This is a genomic window from Pseudomonas sp. AF03-9, from assembly GCF_020515815.1.
GTDB lineage: Bacteria > Pseudomonadota > Gammaproteobacteria > Pseudomonadales > Pseudomonadaceae > Aquipseudomonas.
Genome location: NZ_JAHPJF010000014.1, coordinates 149,307 through 168,668, shown reverse-complemented (window position 1 = coordinate 168,668; position 19,362 = coordinate 149,307). Strand labels below are relative to the sequence as shown.

At 61.3% G+C, this 19,362-nt stretch carries 18 protein-coding genes; 12 read left to right on the top strand and 6 right to left on the bottom strand.

The features are described from left to right. Positions 1 to 7 precede the first annotated feature (7 nt). Complete coding sequence (algW, locus tag LIY36_RS18520; protein ID WP_192297763.1) at positions 8 to 1,162, bottom strand: Do family serine endopeptidase AlgW; 1,155 nt, start codon at positions 1,160 to 1,162, stop codon at positions 8 to 10. Between the two features lie 102 nt (positions 1,163 to 1,264). Between algW and LIY36_RS18515 the strand changes: the two genes are divergently transcribed. The 3 genes from LIY36_RS18515 to cysN all read left to right on the top strand — a co-directional run bounded on the left by LIY36_RS18515 (position 1,265) and on the right by cysN (position 5,118). Next, the gene (locus tag LIY36_RS18515; protein WP_192297762.1) at positions 1,265 to 2,023 is read left to right on the top strand and encodes a Nif3-like dinuclear metal center hexameric protein; all 759 of its coding nucleotides are present in this window, start codon (positions 1,265 to 1,267) and stop codon (positions 2,021 to 2,023) included. 265 nt (positions 2,024 to 2,288) lie between these two features. After that, entirely contained in the window at positions 2,289 to 3,206 is a 918-nt protein-coding gene (gene cysD / locus LIY36_RS18510) for a sulfate adenylyltransferase subunit CysD (RefSeq protein WP_017735179.1), read from the top strand. A gap of 13 nt (positions 3,207 to 3,219) precedes the next feature. Further along, on the top strand, positions 3,220 to 5,118 hold the full coding sequence (gene cysN, locus LIY36_RS18505; RefSeq protein WP_192297761.1) for a sulfate adenylyltransferase subunit CysN: 1,899 nt from the start codon (positions 3,220 to 3,222) through the stop codon (positions 5,116 to 5,118). A 115-nt stretch (positions 5,119 to 5,233) separates the two neighbouring features. Here the strand turns inward: cysN and LIY36_RS18500 are convergent, their stop codons facing one another. The 3 genes from LIY36_RS18500 to LIY36_RS18490 form a co-directional block, all read right to left on the bottom strand. Further along, positions 5,234 to 6,133, bottom strand: a complete 900-nt coding sequence (locus LIY36_RS18500) for an acyltransferase (RefSeq protein WP_226456532.1) — start codon at positions 6,131 to 6,133, stop codon at positions 5,234 to 5,236. After that, positions 6,134 to 8,233 carry a phosphate acetyltransferase gene (gene pta / locus LIY36_RS18495; RefSeq protein ID WP_192297759.1) on the bottom strand — a complete coding sequence of 700 codons (2,100 nt, stop codon included), beginning with the start codon at positions 8,231 to 8,233 and terminating at the stop codon, positions 6,134 to 6,136. Between the two features lie 79 nt (positions 8,234 to 8,312). Continuing rightward, the gene (locus LIY36_RS18490) at positions 8,313 to 8,603 is read right to left on the bottom strand and encodes a DUF3565 domain-containing protein (protein WP_192297842.1); all 291 of its coding nucleotides are present in this window, start codon (positions 8,601 to 8,603) and stop codon (positions 8,313 to 8,315) included. On the opposite strand from LIY36_RS18490, the gene LIY36_RS18485 reads away from it, so the two are divergent. After that, positions 8,602 to 9,087: an FKBP-type peptidyl-prolyl cis-trans isomerase gene (locus LIY36_RS18485; protein ID WP_017737905.1), complete on the top strand. Its 486-nt coding sequence runs from the start codon at positions 8,602 to 8,604 to the stop codon at positions 9,085 to 9,087. The two genes, LIY36_RS18490 and LIY36_RS18485, sit on opposite strands and share 2 nt — an antisense overlap. A 316-nt stretch (positions 9,088 to 9,403) precedes the next feature. Here LIY36_RS18485 and rpsT read toward each other — a convergent pair whose 3' ends face one another. After that, entirely contained in the window at positions 9,404 to 9,682 is a 279-nt protein-coding gene (rpsT, locus tag LIY36_RS18480; protein WP_003171647.1) for a 30S ribosomal protein S20, read from the bottom strand. Between the two features lie 256 nt (positions 9,683 to 9,938). On the opposite strand from rpsT, the gene murJ reads away from it, so the two are divergent. The 6 genes from murJ (at position 9,939) to ispH (ending at position 17,455) form a co-directional block, all read left to right on the top strand. Next, a complete protein-coding gene (gene murJ, locus LIY36_RS18475) occupies positions 9,939 to 11,477 on the top strand; it encodes a murein biosynthesis integral membrane protein MurJ (RefSeq protein ID WP_226456531.1) in 1,539 nt (512 codons plus the stop codon). Positions 11,478 to 11,596: 119 nt separating this feature from the next. Further along, positions 11,597 to 12,535 carry a bifunctional riboflavin kinase/FAD synthetase gene (gene ribF, locus LIY36_RS18470; RefSeq protein WP_192297757.1) on the top strand — a complete coding sequence of 313 codons (939 nt, stop codon included), beginning with the start codon at positions 11,597 to 11,599 and terminating at the stop codon, positions 12,533 to 12,535. 14 nt (positions 12,536 to 12,549) lie between these two features. Beyond that, the gene (gene ileS / locus LIY36_RS18465; protein ID WP_226456530.1) at positions 12,550 to 15,381 is read left to right on the top strand and encodes an isoleucine--tRNA ligase; all 2,832 of its coding nucleotides are present in this window, start codon (positions 12,550 to 12,552) and stop codon (positions 15,379 to 15,381) included. After that, positions 15,374 to 15,883: a signal peptidase II gene (lspA, locus tag LIY36_RS18460; RefSeq protein WP_226456529.1), complete on the top strand. Its 510-nt coding sequence runs from the start codon at positions 15,374 to 15,376 to the stop codon at positions 15,881 to 15,883. Before ileS ends, lspA begins: the two co-directional genes overlap by 8 nt. 7 nt (positions 15,884 to 15,890) lie before the next feature. Beyond that, positions 15,891 to 16,328, top strand: a complete 438-nt coding sequence (locus LIY36_RS18455; protein ID WP_177325344.1) for an FKBP-type peptidyl-prolyl cis-trans isomerase — start codon at positions 15,891 to 15,893, stop codon at positions 16,326 to 16,328. 179 nt (positions 16,329 to 16,507) lie between these two features. Beyond that, a complete protein-coding gene (gene ispH, locus LIY36_RS18450; protein ID WP_192297754.1) occupies positions 16,508 to 17,455 on the top strand; it encodes a 4-hydroxy-3-methylbut-2-enyl diphosphate reductase in 948 nt (315 codons plus the stop codon). On the opposite strand, the gene LIY36_RS18445 is transcribed toward ispH, so the two are convergent. Next, entirely contained in the window at positions 17,409 to 17,990 is a 582-nt protein-coding gene (locus LIY36_RS18445; protein ID WP_226456528.1) for a GspH/FimT family pseudopilin, read from the bottom strand. The two genes, ispH and LIY36_RS18445, sit on opposite strands and share 47 nt — an antisense overlap. Before the next feature lie 192 nt (positions 17,991 to 18,182). Here LIY36_RS18445 and pilV point away from each other — a divergent pair, with 192 nt between their 5' ends. Both pilV and LIY36_RS18435 read left to right on the top strand, forming a co-directional pair. After that, complete coding sequence (gene pilV / locus LIY36_RS18440; protein WP_192297841.1) at positions 18,183 to 18,656, top strand: type IV pilus modification protein PilV; 474 nt, start codon at positions 18,183 to 18,185, stop codon at positions 18,654 to 18,656. Continuing rightward, entirely contained in the window at positions 18,653 to 19,354 is a 702-nt protein-coding gene (locus LIY36_RS18435; protein WP_226456527.1) for a prepilin-type N-terminal cleavage/methylation domain-containing protein, read from the top strand. Before pilV ends, LIY36_RS18435 begins: the two co-directional genes overlap by 4 nt. Positions 19,355 to 19,362: the final 8 nt, after the last annotated feature.

Sequence of the window (19,362 nt, the reverse complement as noted above, 5' to 3'; positions counted from 1 at the left end):
AGGGCGTTTATTCCTCTTCTTTCACCGGCGCCGGTGGTGGGCGCAGGCCGATTTCCGCTGAGAGCTTGATCTCCTTGCCGTTGCGCATCACCAGGATCGTCACCTTGTCGGTCGGTTTGATCCGCGCCACTTGGTTCATCGACTTGCGGCCATCGCCGGCCGGTTCGCCGTCGATGCTGAGGATCACGTCGCCCAGTTGCAGGCCGGCTTTCTGTGCCGGGCCGTCACGGAAGATCCCGGCGACCACGATGCCCGGCCGCCCGGTCAGGCCAAACGATTCGGCCAGGTCCTTGGTCAGCGGCTGTACTTCAATGCCCAGCCAGCCGCGGATCACCTGGCCGTGCTCGATGATCGACTTCATCACTTCTGTCGCCAGCTTCACCGGGATCGCAAAGCCGATGCCCTGGGAGCCGCCGGACTTGGAGAAAATCGCCGTGTTGATACCGGTCAGATTGCCATTGGCATCCACCAGCGCACCGCCGGAGTTGCCCGGGTTGATCGCCGCGTCGGTCTGGATGAAGTCCTCGTAGCTGTTCAGGCCCAACTGATTGCGCCCAGTGGCACTGATGATGCCCATGGTCACCGTTTGGCCCACGCCGAACGGGTTGCCGATGGCCAGCGCCACGTCACCTACACGCAGGCCGTCGGAGCGGCCGAGGGTGATGGAGGGTAGGTTCTTGAGGTCGATCTTCAACACGGCGAGGTCGGTTTCCGGGTCGCTACCGACCACGCGGGCCAGGGTTTCGCGGCCGTCACGCAGGGCCACCACGATCTGGTCGGCGCCGGTGGTCACATGGTTGTTGGTGAGGATGTAGCCCTCCGGGCTCATGATCACGCCGGAACCCAGGCTGGATTCCATGCGGCGTTGCTTGGGCCCGTTGTCGCCGAAATAGCGGCGAAACTGCGGGTCTTCAAACAACGGGTGCGACGGTTTGTTGATGACCTTGGTGGTGTACAGGTTGACCACCGCCGGCGCGGCGATGACGACCGCGTCCGCATAGGTCACCGGGCCTTGCACCACCGCGCTGGTTTGCGGTGCCTGTTGCATGTTCACATCCAGGCTGGGCAGGCCCACCCATTGGGGATAACGCTGAATGATCAGCATCGCGATCAGCACGCCAGCCAACAATGGCCATCCAAAAAAACGCAGTGCCTTGAGCATCAAGTAAGTCCTGACAGGTTGCAGGGGGCGGGAGAGCGCCCATAATGGCGCGCATTATACGAGGCTGTGAGTGCCTTCGAACGGGATATTTAGGAGTCTTTTATGGCCGTTGCCCTGAGCACATTAGTCGACGAAGCTGACCGCTACCTGAACAGCTCCAAAATTGCCGATTATTGCCCCAATGGCCTGCAAGTCGAGGGGCGCCCGCAGGTGATGCGCATCGTCAGCGGTGTGACCGCCAGCCAGGCCCTGCTGGACGCGGCCGTCGAGGCCGGGGCCGACCTGGTGCTGGTGCACCACGGTTATTTCTGGAAAGGCGAGAACCCCTGTATTACCGGCATGAAGCAGCGGCGCCTGAAAACCCTGCTCAAGCACGATATCAGTCTGCTGGCCTATCACCTGCCGCTGGACCTGCATCCCGATGTCGGCAACAACGTGCAACTTGCCCGGCAATTGGACATCACCGTCGAAGGCCCGCTGGACCCAAGCGACGCCAAGGTCGTCGGCCTGGTCGGCTCCCTCGCCGAACCGCTGTCGCCCCGCGACTTTGCCCGCCGTGTGCAGGAAGTCATGGGCCGTGAGCCGCTGCTGATCGAAGGCAGCGAAATGATCCGTCGCGTCGGTTGGTGCACGGGGGGTGGCCAGGGTTACATCGACCATGGGATCGCGGCCGGCGTGGACCTGTTCCTCAGTGGCGAAGCCTCCGAGCAGACCTTCCACAGTGCTCGGGAAAACGACATCAGCTTCATCGCCGCCGGCCATCACGCCACCGAGCGTTACGGTGTGCAGGCGTTGGGGGATTACCTGGCGCGGCGGTTTGCGCTGGAGCACCTGTTTATCGATTGCCCGAACCCGATCTGACAAATACCGCCGAACAAATGTGAGAGCTGGCTTGCCTGCGATAGCATCACCGAGGTGCAACTGATACACCGAGGTGTCTGCATCGCAGGCAAGCCAGCTCCCACCTGTCCCGTGTTCGTGGTGGGTGATGAGCCAAACCTGGGGGCATATTCATATACCGTTTCGATCTAGTCCGCTCCCTGATTAGAAGAAGGTGCTGTGCTAGCATGCCCCGCTCGAACACGGCCCGCTGGCCGTCCACAAGATCGTTTTTCCGTGAGTAACCATGGTCGACAAACTGACGCATCTGAAACAGCTGGAGGCGGAAAGCATCCACATCATCCGCGAGGTCGCCGCCGAGTTCGATAACCCGGTGATGCTCTACTCGATCGGTAAAGACTCCGCCGTGATGCTGCATCTGGCACGCAAGGCATTCTTCCCGGGCAAGCTGCCGTTCCCGGTGATGCACGTCGACACCCAGTGGAAATTCCAGGAGATGTACAAGTTCCGCGACAAGATGGTCGAGGAGCTGGGCCTGGAGTTGATCACCCACGTCAACCCGGACGGCGTGGCGCAGGGCATCAACCCGTTCACCCACGGTAGCGCCAAGCACACCGACATCATGAAGACCGAGGGCCTCAAGCAAGCCCTGGACAAGCATGGTTTCGACGCCGCGTTCGGCGGTGCCCGTCGCGATGAAGAGAAATCCCGTGCCAAAGAGCGCGTGTACTCGTTCCGCGACAGCAAGCACCGCTGGGACCCGAAGAACCAGCGGCCCGAGCTGTGGAACGTCTACAACGGCAACGTCAACAAGGGTGAGTCGATCCGTGTGTTCCCGCTGTCCAACTGGACCGAGCTGGACATCTGGCAGTACATCTACCTGGAAGGCATCCCGATCGTGCCGCTGTACTTCGCCGCCGAGCGTGAAGTGATCGAGAAGAACGGCACGTTGATCATGATCGACGACGACCGCATCCTCGAGCACTTGTCCGACGAAGACAAAGCCCGAATCGTCAAAAAGAAAGTACGTTTCCGTACCCTTGGCTGCTACCCGTTGACGGGCGCGGTGGAGTCCGAAGCCGAGACGCTGACGGACATCATTCAGGAAATGCTCCTGACGCGAACTTCCGAGCGCCAGGGCCGTGTCATCGACCACGATGGCGCAGGCTCGATGGAAGACAAAAAACGTCAGGGTTATTTCTAAGGGGTTGTCACCAATGTCGCATCAATCTGATTTGATCAGCGAGGACATCCTCGCCTACCTGGGCCAGCACGAGCGCAAGGAAATGTTGCGCTTCCTGACCTGCGGCAACGTCGATGACGGCAAGAGCACCCTGATCGGGCGCCTGCTGCACGACTCCAAGATGATCTACGAAGATCACCTGGAAGCCATCACCCGCGATTCGAAGAAAGTCGGCACCACCGGCGACGACATCGACCTGGCGCTGCTGGTCGACGGCCTGCAGGCCGAGCGTGAGCAGGGCATCACCATCGATGTGGCCTACCGCTACTTCTCCACCGCCAAGCGCAAATTCATCATTGCCGACACCCCTGGCCATGAGCAGTACACCCGCAACATGGCCACCGGCGCGTCCACCTGTGACCTGGCGATCATCCTGATCGACGCCCGCTACGGCGTGCAGACCCAGACCCGTCGCCACAGCTATATCGCCTCGCTGCTGGGCATCAAGCACATCGTGATTGCCGTCAACAAGATGGACATCAATGGCTTTGACCAAAGCGTGTTCGAGTCGATCAAGGCCGATTACCTGAAGTTCGCCGAAGGTATCGCGTTCAAGCCGAGCACCATGGCGTTCGTGCCGATGTCGGCGCTCAAGGGCGACAACGTGGTGAACAAGAGCGAGCGTTCGCCTTGGTACACCGGGCAGTCGCTGATGGAGATCCTCGAGACCGTCGAGATCGCCAACGACCGCAACTACACCGACCTGCGTTTCCCGGTGCAGTACGTCAACCGTCCGAACCTGAATTTCCGCGGTTTCGCCGGCACCCTGGCCAGCGGCATCGTGCACAAGGGCGACGAAGTCGTGGTGCTGCCGTCGGGCAAGAGCAGCCGCGTCAAATCCATCGTCACCTTTGAAGGTGAACTGGAACACGCAGGCCCAGGCCAGGCCGTGACCCTGACCATGGAAGACGAGATCGACATCTCCCGTGGCGACCTGCTGGTGCATGCCGACAACGTGCCGCAAGTGACCGACGCCTTCGACGCCATGCTGGTGTGGATGGCCGAAGAACCGATGCTGCCGGGCAAGAAATACGACATCAAGCGCGCCACCAGCTACGTGCCGGGTTCCATCACCAGCATCGTGCACCGCGTGGACGTGAACACCCTGGCCGAAGGCCCGGCGAGTTCGTTGCAACTGAACGAGATCGGCCGGGTCAAGGTCAGCCTCGATGCCGCCATCGCCCTGGACGGTTACGACAGCAACCGCACCACCGGTGCGTTCATCGTCATCGACCGCCTGACCAACGGCACTGTGGCCGCGGGCATGATCATCGCGCCGCCAGTGAGCCATGGCAGTTCGGCGCAGCACGGCAAGCTGGCCCATGTAGCGACTGAAGAGCGCGCCCAGCGCTTTGGCCAGCAACCGGCGACCGTGCTGTTCAGCGGCCTGTCGGGCGCGGGCAAGAGCACCCTGGCCTATGCGGTTGAGCGCAAGCTGTTCGACATGGGCCGTGCAGTGTTTGTACTGGATGGCCAGAACCTGCGCCACGACCTGAACAAGGGGTTGCCGCAGGACCGTGCCGGTCGTACCGAGAACTGGCGTCGTGCCGCTCACGTGGCGCGTCAGTTCAACGAAGCTGGCCTGCTGACCCTGGCTGCGTTCGTTGCGCCGGATGCCGAAGGGCGTGAGGCAGCCAAGGCGCTGATCGGCGCCGACCGTTTGTTGACCGTCTATGTGCAAGCGTCGCCGCTGGCGTGCGCCGAGCGTGATCCGCAAGGCCTGTACGCTGCCGGTGGGGATAACATCCCGGGCGAATCTTTCCCGTACGACGTGCCGTTGAATGCCGATCTGGTGATCGACACCCAGGCGTTGTCGGTGGATGAGAGCGTCAAGCAAGTGCTGGAGCTGTTGCGTCAGCGCGGCGCGATCTAAAGATCGTCGCTACAAAAAAGCCCGCCACCGAGTCATCGGTGGCGGGCTTTTTGTGGAGGGCTTGAAAACAACTCGGTCAAATGTGGGAGCGAGCAAGCCCGCTCCCACATTTTGATCAGTGTTTGCCTGGGAATTGTGTGTGCAGTTTTTCTAGCAGTTGGTCTTTTTCTTCCCATAGCTGGTTGATCCAGCCCTGGAAGGCCGTCCGGTACTCCCCGTCCTGCTCATAATTCTTGCCAATGAACGCGGCCGGGATCTGCACCTCTTCAAACTGCACCACAACGTCCTGCACATTCCCGCACAGCAAATCCCAATAACCAGGGCGCCCGGCCGGGTAGTGAATGGTCACATTGACCAATGACTTCAACTGCTCTCCCATCGCATCCAGCACAAACGCAATGCCACCGGCCTTGGGCTTGAGCAGATAGCGGAATGGCGATTTCTGTTGCGCATGCTTGCCCGGGGTAAACCGCGTGCCTTCAGCAAAGTTGAAAATACCCACCGGGTTGTCGCGAAACTTCGCACAGGTCTTGCGGGTGGTTTCCAGGTCCTTGCCTTTCTTTTCCGGGTGCTTCTCCAGGTATGCCTTGCTGTAGCGTTTCATGAACGGAAAGCCCAAGGCCCACCATGCCAGGCCGATCACCGGGACCCAGATCAGCTCCTGCTTGAGGAAGAACTTCAGTGGGCGAATGCGCCGATTGAGCACGTACTGCAACACCATGATGTCGACCCAGCTCTGGTGGTTGCTGGTCACCAAATACGAGTGCTGGTAGTCCAGGCCTTCCAGGCCGCTCAGGTGCCAGCGTGTGCGACGAACCATATTCATCCAGCCTTTGTTGTTGGTGACCCAGGCTTCGTGGGTGTGGTTCATCAGCCATTCGCTGAAGCGCTTGGCGAACGGCAGCGCCTTGAACAGGGCCACGATAAACAGGAACGAACACAACAGGATGGTGTTCAGCGCCAACAACAGCGACGCGATCACCCCGCGCACGGCGGCAGGTAGGAAAGCCAGCATTTAAATATCCATAGGTCGGTTGGCGGCTTGGATCGCAGTCAGTGCGATGGTGTACACGATGTCGTCCACCTGGGCGCCACGTGGCAGGTCGTTGACCGGCTTGCGCAGGCCCTGGAGCATCGGCCCCAGGCTCACGCAGTCGGCGCTGCGTTGCACGGCCTTGTGGGTGGTGTTGCCGGTGTTGAGATCAGGGAACACGAACACCGTGGCCTTGCCGGCGACCTGGCTGTTGGGGGCCAATTGCCGCGCAACGTTTTCGTTGGCGGCGGCGTCGTACTGCAGCGGGCCGTCGATCAGCAGCGAGCTTTGCTGCTCGTGGGCGAGCAGGGTGGCTTCGCGGACTTTTTCGACTTCTTCACCGCTGGCCGAATCACCGCTGGAATAGCTGATCATCGCCACGCGCGGCGTAATCCCGAACGCGGCGGCCGAGTCGGCGCTTTGCAGGGCGATTTCCGCCAGTTCCGCCGCACTCGGGTGCGGGTTCATCACGCAGTCGCCGTACACCAGCACCTGCTCGGGGAACAGCATGAAGAACACCGACGACACCAGGGTGCAGCCCGGCGCGGTCTTGATCAGTTGCAGGGCGGGGCGGATGGTGTTGGCGGTGGAGTGGATGACGCCGGAGACCAGGCCATCCACTTCATCCAGCGCGAGCATCATGGTGGCGATCACCACGGTGTCTTCCAGTTGCTGCTCGGCCATCGGCGCATTGAGGCTCTTGCTCTTGCGCAGGGCCACCATGGGTTCGACGTAGCGTTGGCGGATCAGGTCCGGGTCGAGGATCTCCAGACCCTCGGGCAATTCGATGCCCTGGGCGCGGGCGACGGCTTCCACGTCCGCCGGTTTGGCCAGCAGCACGCAGCGCGCAATCCCGCGGGCCTGGCAGATCGCGGCGGCCTGCACGGTCAGCGGTTCACTGCCTTCGGGCAGCACGATGCGCTTGTTGGCCGCCTGGGCGCGCTGGATCAGTTGGTAGCGGAACACCGCCGGCGACAGGCGCATCTCCCGTGGCGTGCCGCAGCGTTGGTGCAGCCAGCGCGCATCAAGGTGGCTGGCGACGAAATCGGTGATGATCTCCGCGCGTTCGCGGTCATCGATGGGGATTTCTTTGTTGAGGCTATTGAGCTGGTTGGCGGTGTCGTAGGAACCGGTGCTCACCGACAACACGGGCAGCCCGGCCTGGAATGCGCCACGGCACAGATCCATGATGCGCGGGTCGGGCAGGGTGTCGCTGGTCAGCAGCAGGCCGGCCAGGGGCACGCCGTTGATCGCGGCCAGGCTGACGGCGAGGATGATGTCGTCGCGGTCGCCGGGAGTCACCACCAGCACGCCGGGCTTGAGCAGTTCTACGGTGTTACGCATGGTGCGCGCGCAGATGATGATCTTGGTCATGCGCCGGCTTTCGTAGTCGCCGGCGTTGAGGATCTGTGCGCCCATCAGGTCGGCCACGTCGCGGGTGCGCGGGGCGTTGAGTTCCGGTTGGTAGGGAATGCAGCCGAGCAGGCGGAAGTCGCCGCTGCGCAGTAACGGTGAGTGTTCTTTCAGGCGGGCGGAGAAGGCTTCCATGCTTTCGTCGGTGCGCACCTTGTTGAGGATCACGCCGAGTACTTTCGGGTCTTTCGGGCCGCCGAACAGTTGGGCCTGCAATTCCACGCGGCCGGAAAGTTCGGTGAGCACTTCGTTTTCCGGGGCCGAGACCAGGATCACTTCGGCATCCAGGCTCTTGGCCAGGTGCAGGTTGACCCGCGCCGCATAGCTGGCGCTGCGGGTCGGCACCATGCCTTCGACGATCAGTACGTCCTTGCCGACTGCGGCCTGCTGGTAGAGGGTGATGATTTCTTCGAGCAACTCGTCGAGTTGGCCGTCGCCGAGCATGCGCTCGACATGGGCCAGGCCCAAGGGTTGTGGCGGTTTGAGGCCGTGGGTGCGTGCCACCAGTTCGGTGGAGCGCTCGGGGCCGGTGTCGCCGGGGTGCGGCTGGGCAATCGGCTTGAAGAACCCGACTTTCAGCCCGGCCCGCTCAAGGGTACGCACCAGCCCAAGGCTGATGGAGGTCAGACCCACACCAAAATCGGTGGGCGCGATAAAAAAAGTCTGCATGCGGATTCTCTGGAGGTGCATGGCTTGGGTGGCGCTCTATGGCTGAGCGTCTACCGCGAATCAGGTGCCAAGGTTATCGTTATTCGCGTGCTTGCGCACACCAGCCGCAGGCAAAGGGCTGGCCTATTTTTTCCAGGCGTTGCGCGGGGTCCAGGACCCAGGCGCGGGTTTGCCAGGGCGGCTGGTGGCGCAGGTGCTGGGTGTGGCCGCAGGAGAGCTCGGCGACCCAGTGTTGGTCGTCGTCCAGATGAAAACCGATGACCGTCGAGTCGCGTGTGCGACCCCGTCTGTCCGGGTTGTGTTCGCTTTCGGGCAAATCCTTGTTTAGACTTGTCCGTTCTTCATTCTTATGCAAAAGGTCTCGCCCCATGACGATCGCCGCTAACAAGGCTGTCTCCATCGACTATACCCTGACCAACGACGCTGGTGAGGTCATCGACAGCTCCGCCGGCGGCGCGCCGCTGGTCTACCTGCAAGGCGCAGGTAACATCATCCCAGGCCTGGAAAAGGCTCTGGAAGGCAAGAGCGTCGGTGACGAACTGACCGTTGCCGTAGAACCTGAAGATGCTTATGGCGAGTACTCGGCCGAACTGGTCAGCACCCTGAGCCGCAGCATGTTCGAAGGCGTTGACGAGCTGGAAGTGGGCATGCAGTTCCACGCTTCCGCGCCGGACGGCCAAATGCAGATCGTGACCATCCGTGATCTGGACGGCGACGACGTTACCGTTGACGGCAACCACCCGCTGGCTGGCCAGCGCCTGAACTTCCAAGTGAAGATCGTTGCCATCCGCGACGCTTCCCAGGAAGAAGTGGCTCACGGCCACGTCCACGGTGAAGGCGGTCACCAGCACTGATCGATGTATTGATCAGTTGCTAGCAAAACGCCCCGACCTGTTCGGGGCGTTTTTTTTTGTGCCCGTATTTTGTGGCGGCCGGGCTTTTGTAGTGAGCGGGCTTGCCCCGCGCTGGGTGGCGAAGCCGCCCCAAATCCAATCACCTCGGTCTCTCTGAAACACCGCGGCGGACCGTTTGGGGCGGCTTCGCCACCCAGCGCGGGCAAGCCCGCTCACTACAAGTATTTTCAGGGACACACAAAAATGCCCCGGACCTTTCGGTACGGGGCATTTCTTAACTGTTGCGTAACCTGGGTTACGCGGCAGTTGTTACCACTTAGGCTGCTGCAGCGACGTTCAGAGCCTTGATGTGGCCATTCAGACGGCTCTTATGACGAGCGGCCTTGTTCTTGTGGATGATGCCTTTATCGGCCATACGGTCGATAACTGGCACAGCCAGAACGTAAGCTGCTTGAGCTTTTTCAGCGTCTTTGGTGTCGATGGCTTTAACTACATTCTTGATGTAGGTACGAACCATGGAACGCAGGCTGGCGTTGTGGCTGCGACGCTTCTCAGCCTGTTTTGCACGTTTTTTGGCGGAAGGTGTGTTGGCCACCGTCGAGCTCCTCGAAAGACTTTTTAGGAAATAGCAAACAAAATAGGCCGCGAATCATGCCGATGAGTTGATTGGTTGTCAAGGGCGGTTGATGCGAACTGCTGAGTGGTCGATCTGAAGAGGCGGGTGATTTATTTCCGGCGCTTGACCTGTAAACTCGCGAGCTTTGGCTCTGTGCTGTTTTGCAGGCGCGCAGTATCGCATAAGTAGGCGCGTTGTTCGCCTGCTGTTTATCTAATAGGCGCAAACTCTTTCAATGAACCTCCTCAAATCGTTGGCTGCCGTCAGCTCCATCACCATGATTTCCCGGGTTCTGGGCTTTGTGCGTGACACTCTGCTGGCCCGCATTTTTGGCGCAAGCATGGCCACGGATGCCTTCTTTATTGCCTTCAAGCTGCCCAACCTGCTGCGGCGGATCTTCGCCGAAGGCGCATTTTCCCAGGCGTTCGTGCCGATCCTGGCCGAATACAAGACCCAGCAAGGCGAGGAGGCGACCCGCACCTTCATTGCCTACGTCTCGGGTCTGCTGACCCTGGTGCTGATGCTGGTGACCATCCTTGGCATGCTCGCCGCGCCCTGGGTGATCTGGGCCACGGCCCCCGGTTTTGCCAACACCCCGGAAAAATTCACGCTGACCACCGACCTGTTGCGGGTGACCTTTCCTTATATATTGCTGATTTCCCTGTCATCGCTGGCCGGGGCAATCCTCAACACCTGGAACCGCTTCTCGGTGCCGGCATTCGTGCCGACCCTGCTGAACGTCAGCATGATCATCTTCGCGCTGTTCCTGACGCCGTACTTCGATCCGCCGGTCATGGCCCTGAGCTGGGCCGTGCTGGCCGGCGGCCTGGCGCAATTGCTCTACCAACTGCCGCACCTGAAAAAGATCGGCATGCTCGTACTGCCGCGTCTGAACCTCAAGGACACCGGCGTCTGGCGTGTGATGCGCAATATGTTGCCGGCGATCCTCGGCGTATCGGTCAGCCAGATTTCCCTGATCATCAACACCGCATTTGCTTCGCTGCTGGTCTCGGGTTCGGTGTCGTGGATGTACTACGCCGACCGTCTGATGGAATTGCCGTCCGGCGTGCTCGGCGTGGCCTTGGGCACTATCTTGCTGCCGACGCTGGCGCGCACCTATGCCAGCAAGGATCGTCAGGAATATTCACGTATCCTCGATTGGGGGCTGCGCCTGTGCTTTGTGCTGGTGCTGCCATGCTCCCTGGCGCTGGGCATCCTGGCCGAGCCGCTGACGGTGTCGCTGTTCCAGTACGGGCAGTTCGATGCCCATGACGCCCTGATGACCCAGCATGCGTTGATCGCCTACTCCGTCGGCCTGCTTGGCATCATCGTGATCAAGGTGCTGGCGCCGGGCTTCTATGCCCAGCAGAACATTCGCACGCCGGTGAAGATCGCGATCTTCACGCTGATCGTCACGCAACTGCTCAACCTGGTGTTTATCGGCCCGTTGGCCCACGCCGGCCTGGCCCTGGCCATCAGTGCGGGGGCATGCATCAACGCAGGCCTCCTGTTTTATCAACTGCGCAAGCAGCAGATGTTCCAGCCGCAGCCGGGCTGGGGCATGTTTGCCCTAAAACTGCTGGTGGCGGTCGCGGCGATGTCGGCGGTATTGCTGGGCCTGATGCACTTCATGCCCGCCTGGGACCAGGGCCACATGCTGGAGCGCTTCATGCGCCTGGGTGTGTTGGTGGTCGCGGGGGTGGTGGTGTACTTCGGGATGTTGCTGTTGCAAGGCTTCCGCCTACGGGATTTCAATCGCAAGTCGATCAGTTAGAGCGTTTGCGGCGATAAAACCATTGTTTTATCGATTCGATCCATTTGGCCTGTTCTGTTGCCTGTCGTCCGGGGCCGGGTGTGGTTATAATCGACCACTTTATGAGCAAGAAGCGCGTTATGCAGCTGGTTCGAGGTCTCCACAACCTGCGCCCCCGGCATCGGGGCTGCGTCGCCACTATTGGCAACTTTGACGGTGTTCACCGTGGCCACCAGGCTATCCTGGCCAGGCTGCGCGAGCGTGCGGTCGAGTTGGGCGTGCCCAGCTGCGTGGTGATTTTTGAGCCACAGCCGCGGGAATACTTTACTCCCGAGACCGCTCCGGCGCGTCTGGCGCGCCTGCGCGACAAACTGCAACTGCTGGCCGAAGAAGGCGTGGACCGCGTCCTCTGCCTGGCCTTCAACCAGCGTTTGCAGAGCCTCAGCGCCGCCGAGTTCGTCGACCGTATCCTGGTCGATGGCCTGGGCGTACAGCACCTGGAGGTCGGCGACGACTTCCGTTTTGGTTGCGACCGCGTCGGGGATTTCGATTTCCTGCAACACGCTGGTGTCAACCAAGGGTTTACCGTCGAAGCCGCGCAAACCGTCGAACTCGATGGCCTGCGCGTGAGCAGCACCCAGGTGCGTAACGCCTTGGCCGCTGCCGACTTCGCCTTGGCCGAGCGTCTGCTCGGTCGCCCGTTCCGCATTGCCGGGCGGGTACTGCACGGCCAGAAGCTGGCGCGCCAACTGGGCACGCCAACTGCCAACGTGCAACTCAAGCGCCGTCGTGTGCCGCTCACCGGGGTTTACCTGGTCAGTGTCGACATCGACGGCCAACCGTGGCCGGGAGTCGCCAACATAGGCGTCAGGCCCACGGTTGCAGGTGATGGCAAGGCCCACCTGGAAGTTCATCTCTTGGATTTTGCCGGTGATCTGTATGACCGGCGTTTGACGGTGGTTTTCCACCAGAAGCTGCGTGAAGAGCAGCGTTTCGCCTCCCTTGAGGCGTTGAAAACGGCGATCAATGCGGATGTCGCCGCCGCCCGTGCACTAGCCGCACCTAGCGCCCATCGCTAACCGAAGAGCCTTAAATGACCGACTATAAAGCCACGCTAAACCTTCCGGACACCGCCTTCCCAATGAAGGCCGGCCTGCCACAGCGCGAACCGCAGATCCTGCAGCGCTGGGACAGTATTGGCCTGTACGGAAAGTTGCGCGAGATTGGCAAGGATCGTCCGAAATTCGTCCTGCACGACGGCCCTCCTTATGCCAACGGCACGATTCACATCGGTCATGCGCTGAACAAGATTCTCAAGGACATGATCCTGCGCTCGAAAACCCTGTCGGGCTTCGACGCGCCGTACGTGCCGGGTTGGGACTGCCACGGCCTGCCGATCGAACACAAGGTCGAAGTGACCCACGGCAAGAACCTGGGCGCGGATAAAACCCGCGAACTGTGCCGTGCCTACGCCACCGAGCAGATCGAAGGGCAGAAGTCCGAATTCATCCGCCTGGGCGTGCTGGGCGAGTGGGACAACCCTTACAAGACCATGAACTTCAAGAACGAGGCCGGTGAAATCCGCGCCTTGGCCGAAATCGTCAAGGGCGGTTTCGTGTTCAAGGGCCTCAAGCCCGTGAACTGGTGCTTCGACTGCGGTTCGGCCCTGGCCGAAGCGGAAGTCGAGTACGAAGACAAGAAGTCCTCGACCATCGACGTGGCCTTCCCGATTGCCGACGACGCCAAGCTGGCCGAGGCCTTTGGCCTGGCATCGCTGGCCAAACCCGCCGCCATCGTGATCTGGACCACCACCCCGTGGACTATCCCTGCCAACCAGGCGTTGAACGTGCACCCGGAATTCACCTACGCCCTGGTGGACGTCGGTGATCGCCTGCTGGTACTGGCCGAGGAAATGGTTGAGGCCTGCCTGGCCCGTTACGAGCTGCAGGGCTCGGTCATCGCGACCACCACCGGCACAGCACTGGAACTGATCAATTTCCGTCACCCGTTCTACGACCGTCTGTCGCCGGTTTACCTGGCCGACTACGTTGAGCTGGGTTCGGGCACGGGCGTGGTTCACTGCTCGCCAGCCTACGGCGTAGACGACTTTGTGATCTGCAAGAAGTACGGCCTGGTCAACGATGACATCATCAACCCAGTGCAAAGCAACGGCGTCTACGCGACTTCGCTGGAGTTTTTCGGCGGCCAGTTCATCTTCAAGGCCGACCAGCCGATCATCGAGAAGCTGCGTGAAGTCGGTGCGCTGATGCAAACCGCGACCATCCAGCACAGCTACATGCACTGCTGGCGCCACAAGACCCCGCTGATCTACCGCGCCACCGCGCAGTGGTTCATCGGCATGGACAAAGAGCCGGCCAGCGGTGACACCCTGCGCAACCGCGCAATCAAAGCCATCGAAGACACCAAGTTTGTCCCGGCCTGGGGCCAGGCGCGCCTGCACTCGATGATCGCCAACCGCCCGGACTGGTGCATCTCCCGCCAGCGTAACTGGGGCGTGCCGATCCCGTTCTTCCTGAACAAGGAAAGTGGCGAACTGCACCCACGCACCGTCGAACTGATGGAAATCGTTGCCCAGCGTGTTGAACAGGAAGGCATCGAAGCCTGGTTCAAGATGGACGCGGCCGAACTGTTGGGCGACGAAGCGCCGCAGTACGACAAGATCAGTGACACCCTCGACGTGTGGTTCGACTCGGGTACCACTCACTGGCACGTCCTGCGCGGCTCGCACCCTATGGGTCACGAGACCGGCCCGCGCGCCGACCTGTACCTGGAAGGCTCGGACCAGCACCGCGGCTGGTTCCACTCGTCCCTGCTGACCGGTTGCGCCATCGACGACCACGCCCCGTACCGCGAACTGCTGACCCACGGCTTCACCGTCGACGAGACGGGTCGCAAGATGTCCAAGTCGCTGAAAAACGTGATCGAGCCGAAAAAGATCAATGACACCCTGGGCGCCGACATCATGCGTCTTTGGGTAGCGTCGACCGACTATTCGGGCGAAATCGCCGTGTCGGACCAGATCCTGGCCCGTAGCGCCGATGCCTACCGTCGCATCCGTAATACCGCACGCTTCCTGCTGTCGAACCTGACCGGCTTCAACCCGGCCACCGACATCCTGCCGGCCGAGGACATGCTCGCCCTGGACCGTTGGGCCGTGGACCGTACCCTATTGCTGCAGCGCGAGTTGCAGGAAAGCTACGGTGAATACCGCTTCTGGAACGTGTACTCGAAGATCCACAACTTCTGCGTGCAGGAGCTGGGTGGTTTCTACCTCGACATCATCAAGGACCGCCAGTACACCACCGGCGCCAACAGCAAGGCGCGCCGCTCGGCGCAGACCGCGCTGTACCACATCAGCGAAGCACTGGTGCGCTGGATCGCGCCGATCCTGGCCTTCACCGCCGACGAGCTGTGGGAATACCTGCCGGGCGAGCGTAACGAGTCCGTGATGCTCAACACCTGGTATGAAGGCCTGACCGAACTGCCGGCCGACTTCGAACTGGGCCGCGAGTACTGGGAAGGCGTGATGGCCGTCAAGGTTGCGGTGAACAAGGAGCTGGAAGTGCAGCGTGCGGCCAAGGCCGTCGGTGGCAACCTGCAAGCCGAAGTCACCCTGTTCGCCGAGGAAGGCTTGAGCGCCGACCTGGCCAAGCTGAGCAACGAACTGCGTTTCGTGCTGATCACCTCCACTGCGAGCCTGGCACCCTTCGCCCAGGCTCCAGCGGATGCGGTCGCTACCGAAGTTCCAGGCCTGAAGCTCAAAGTGGTCAAGTCGGCCTTCGCCAAGTGCGCCCGTTGCTGGCACTGCCGTGAAGACGTCGGCGTGAACCCTGAGCACCCGGAGATCTGTGGTCGTTGCGTCGACAACATCTCGGGCGCTGGCGAGGTTCGCCACTATGCCTAACGCCAGTCGTTTCGGACGTCTGGGTTGGCTCGTACTGAGCGTGCTGGTCCTGGTCATCGACCAGGTCAGCAAGGCTCACTTCGAAGGCTCCCTGGAGATGTTCCAGCAGATCGTGGTGATCCCGGATTACTTCAGCTGGACCCTGGCCTACAACACCGGTGCTGCTTTCAGCTTCCTGGCTGATGGTGGCGGCTGGCAGCGCTGGCTGTTCGCCCTGATCGCTGTGGTGGTCAGTGCGGTGCTGGTGGTGTGGCTCAAGCGCCTGGGCCGCGATGACACCTGGCTGGCTGTCGCCCTGGCCCTGGTGCTGGGTGGCGCGCTGGGCAATCTTTACGACCGCATTGCCCTGGGCCATGTGATCGACTTCATTCTGGTGCATTGGCAGAACCGCTGGTATTTCCCTGCGTTCAACTTTGCCGACAGCGCCATCACCGTCGGTGCAATCATGCTGGCGTTGGACATGTTCAAAAGTAAGAAAACCGGAGAGACCGTCAATGACTGATCAGGTATTGGCTGAGCAACGCATCGGCCAGAACACGGAAGTCACCTTGCATTTCGCACTGCGCCTGGAGAATGGCGACACGGTCGACAGCACGTTCGACAAAGCCCCGGCCACCTTCAAGGTCGGCGATGGCAACCTGCTGCCGGGTTTCGAAGCGGCTCTGTTCGGCTTCAAGGCTGGCGACAAGCGCAACCTGCAGATCCTGCCGGAAAACGCCTTTGGCCAGCCCAACCCGCAAAACGTACAGATCATCCCGCGTTCGCAGTTCGAAGGCATGGACCTTTCGGAAGGCTTGCTGGTGATCTTCAATGACGCGGCGAACACCGAATTGCCTGGCGTGGTGAAAACCTTTGATGACACGCAAGTGACCATCGACTTCAACCACCCGTTGGCCGGTAAAACCTTGACCTTTGACGTTGAAATCATCGACGTTAAAGCGCTCTGATCAACGACACGGTTAAAAATGTGGGAGCGGGCTTGCTCGCGAATGCTGAGTGTCAGTCAACAGATTTATTTACTGACCCGCCGCATTCGTGAGCAAGCCCGCTCCCACCTTTGATCTCTACTGTCAGGTGGGTTGGCGTCTAGCTTGAACCCAAGTGGCTGCAAGACACGAGGCACAGCATGCAAATCAAACTCGCCAACCCCCGTGGCTTCTGCGCCGGCGTGGACCGTGCGATCGAAATCGTCAACCGCGCCCTGGAAGTCTTCGGGCCGCCGATTTACGTGCGCCATGAAGTTGTCCACAACAAGTTCGTGGTCGAAGACCTGCGCGCACGCGGCGCCATCTTTGTCGAAGAGCTGGATCAGGTGCCGGACGACGTGATCGTCATCTTCAGCGCCCACGGTGTTTCCCAGGCAGTGCGTACCGAAGCGGCAGGCCGTGGCCTGAAAGTCTTCGATGCCACCTGCCCGCTGGTGACCAAGGTGCATATCGAAGTGGCGCGCTATAGCCGTGACGGCCGTGAGTGCATCCTGATCGGCCACGCCGGGCACCCGGAAGTCGAAGGCACCATGGGCCAGTACGATGCCAGCAATGGCGGCACCATCTACCTGGTGGAGGACGAAAAAGACGTCGCCAACCTGCAGGTGCGCAACCCCGAGCGCCTGGCATTCGTGACCCAGACGACCTTGTCCATGGACGACACCAGCCGGGTGATCGACGCCCTGCGCAGCCGCTTCCCGGCCATCGGTGGCCCGCGTAAAGATGACATCTGCTACGCCACGCAAAACCGCCAGGACGCGGTCAAGCAACTGGCCGACGAGTGCGATGTGGTCCTGGTGGTCGGCAGCCCCAACAGCTCCAACTCCAACCGCCTGCGAGAGTTGGCCGAACGCATGGCCACGCCGGCGTACCTGATCGACGGCGCAGAAGACATGCAGCGCAGCTGGTTCGATGGTGTCGAGCGTATCGGCATCACCGCCGGTGCCTCGGCCCCGGAAGTATTGGTGCGTGGTGTGATCCAGCAACTGCACGCATGGGGTGCCACTGGCGCCGATGAGTTGGCTGGTCGTGAAGAAAACATCACTTTCTCCATGCCCAAGGAGCTGCGGGTTCGCTCGCTGCTCTGAGCGCCAGGCTGCCGGAGTAGCTCCGGCACAGCGCCTGCTCGGCCCTGTCGCTGCGCAGGCTGATGCGCCCGCTGGGCGCCAGCACCACTTGGTAAAGGCTCTCCGCCTGGTCCGTGGTACATACGTGTACCGTCCCTGCCCGAAACCCTCCGCCTGAAAAGACCGGTTCGCCCAGCCCGCTGAAGCGGACTTGGTTCTTCACTGGCCCATTGCCGACCATCGGCACCTGTCCGCTGTCCTGGTGCTCCAGCAGCACCGGGTTGTCCTCGTCCAGGTGGCCGCGCCCGCTCAGATCCAATATCACCCGCCAGCCCCGGCTCCAATCATCGCCCCGCGCGTGAATCACCACCGCCCGGTTGTGTGCAATGGCCTCGGTGCGGGCAAAGCGCAGCCCTCCTACTAGCGACTGTGCTGCGCTGTGTCGTTGTTGCGATTGCAGAAGATGCTTGAAGCCGGGGACTGCCAGGTGCGCCAGGATGCCGCTCACGATCAGCGCGAGCAGCAATTCAATCAAGGTGAAACCTCGCTGTTTCATCGGTCATCCCTCCATGGATTTGGGTGCAGTGATAGGTATAGCGCCCAGTCCGTGGCGCTGGATGATGGCCTTTTTGTCCAAAGTATTTCCCTTTGTTCCGGCAGCGGCACGCGGTAAAAACCGCCGCTAATCTGGGTTCGCACAGCAGGATTTGCCTGCTTTTTTTGGCCCTCGACACGGATGACGATGGTGATGCCCGCCTGCCCCAACAATGTTTTTTCCCATGCTTCACGTCGATGCCAAACCGGCACGACACTGATCGAAGTGCTGGTTGCGCTGTCGATCCTCACGATCGGTCTGCTGGGTGCGGCGCTTATCCAGCTCAATGCGCTCAAGTACACCGACAGCTCGAGGATGGCCAGCCAGGCGAGTTTTATCGCGTACGACATGCTTGACCGGATCCGCGCCAATTCCACCGCTGACTACACTTGGGGACGCGCCGAGCGCGCCCCGCTCAGCAGTCCTTCCTCCAGCGTGCGTGACCTGGACCTGCATGATTTCGAAGCCAATATCCGCGGCTTTGCCGGAGAGAGCGCCAAAGGCTCGGTGGTGGTCAGCGATGATCAAGTCACCGTCAGCATCACTTGGGACGACAGTCGGGGCACCCATACCCCGGGCGCCCGTGAAACATTCACGCTGACCAGCCGTATGGCGGGGGCGCAATGAAGCGTCATGTGCGAGGTTTTAGCCTGGTGGAACTGCTGCTGGCACTGGCCGTTGGTCTGGTGCTGGTGCTCGGGGTCAGCCAGGTCGCGGTCAGCGCTCGCATGACACACGCCAGCCAGCAGGCAGCCATGCTGTTGCAGGACGATGCGCGGTTTGTCCTGGGCAAGATGGTTCAGGACATTCGCCAGGCCGGTATGTTTGGCTGCCTGGCCACGGCGTTTATCGACAACGCCCCGCCGGCCTTTGATCGGCCAGTGGGCTGGAGTGCCGGTAGCGGGTCAACGGCGCTGATGTTGGTGACGGCTGACGTCGCTGGTGGCACGCCGGACTGGACGGTGCTTTCCGACTGCACCGCAAGCGCCCAGGCTTACGCTGCGCACGGACCGGCGCCTGCTCCCGGGCAGATTCGTTTTGCGATACGCCAACTCACCTACACATTCGAGGCGGGCCAGTTGAAGGTCAGTACGCCCGCCGCACCGGCCAAGGCCGTGCTGGTGGATAACGTGCGCAATTTCGAGATCAGTTTTGGTTTGGCCGCCAAGCCGGATTCGCTCGGTGTGGTGCGTTACGACACCAGCCCCGGCGACGAGTCGTTGATCCGCAGTGTGCGCATCCGGATGACGCTGCAAGACCCTTCCGGGCGGGTAAAGGACCAAACCTACAGCGTCGTCGCCGCGCTACGAAACCGTCTGGGGTAGGGCGCGAG

Excerpts from the sequence above, each read along its gene's own strand:
- algW (WP_192297763.1), bottom strand. The coding sequence starts at position 1,162 with ATGCTCAAGGCACTGCGTTTTTTTGGATGGCCATTGTTGGCTGGCGTG.
- LIY36_RS18515 (WP_192297762.1), top strand. The coding sequence starts at position 1,265 with ATGGCCGTTGCCCTGAGCACATTAGTCGACGAAGCTGACCGCTACCTG.
- cysD (WP_017735179.1), top strand. The coding sequence starts at position 2,289 with ATGGTCGACAAACTGACGCATCTGAAACAGCTGGAGGCGGAAAGCATC.
- cysN (WP_192297761.1), top strand. The coding sequence starts at position 3,220 with ATGTCGCATCAATCTGATTTGATCAGCGAGGACATCCTCGCCTACCTG.
- LIY36_RS18500 (WP_226456532.1), bottom strand. The coding sequence starts at position 6,133 with ATGCTGGCTTTCCTACCTGCCGCCGTGCGCGGGGTGATCGCGTCGCTG.
- pta (WP_192297759.1), bottom strand. The coding sequence starts at position 8,233 with ATGCAGACTTTTTTTATCGCGCCCACCGATTTTGGTGTGGGTCTGACC.
- LIY36_RS18485 (WP_017737905.1), top strand. The coding sequence starts at position 8,602 with ATGACGATCGCCGCTAACAAGGCTGTCTCCATCGACTATACCCTGACC.
- LIY36_RS18490 (WP_192297842.1), bottom strand. The coding sequence starts at position 8,603 with ATGGGGCGAGACCTTTTGCATAAGAATGAAGAACGGACAAGTCTAAAC.
- murJ (WP_226456531.1), top strand. The coding sequence starts at position 9,939 with ATGAACCTCCTCAAATCGTTGGCTGCCGTCAGCTCCATCACCATGATT.
- ribF (WP_192297757.1), top strand. The coding sequence starts at position 11,597 with ATGCAGCTGGTTCGAGGTCTCCACAACCTGCGCCCCCGGCATCGGGGC.
- ileS (WP_226456530.1), top strand. The coding sequence starts at position 12,550 with ATGACCGACTATAAAGCCACGCTAAACCTTCCGGACACCGCCTTCCCA.
- lspA (WP_226456529.1), top strand. The coding sequence starts at position 15,374 with ATGCCTAACGCCAGTCGTTTCGGACGTCTGGGTTGGCTCGTACTGAGC.
- ispH (WP_192297754.1), top strand. The coding sequence starts at position 16,508 with ATGCAAATCAAACTCGCCAACCCCCGTGGCTTCTGCGCCGGCGTGGAC.
- LIY36_RS18445 (WP_226456528.1), bottom strand. The coding sequence starts at position 17,990 with ATGAAACAGCGAGGTTTCACCTTGATTGAATTGCTGCTCGCGCTGATC.
- pilV (WP_192297841.1), top strand. The coding sequence starts at position 18,183 with ATGCCCGCCTGCCCCAACAATGTTTTTTCCCATGCTTCACGTCGATGC.
- LIY36_RS18435 (WP_226456527.1), top strand. The coding sequence starts at position 18,653 with ATGAAGCGTCATGTGCGAGGTTTTAGCCTGGTGGAACTGCTGCTGGCA.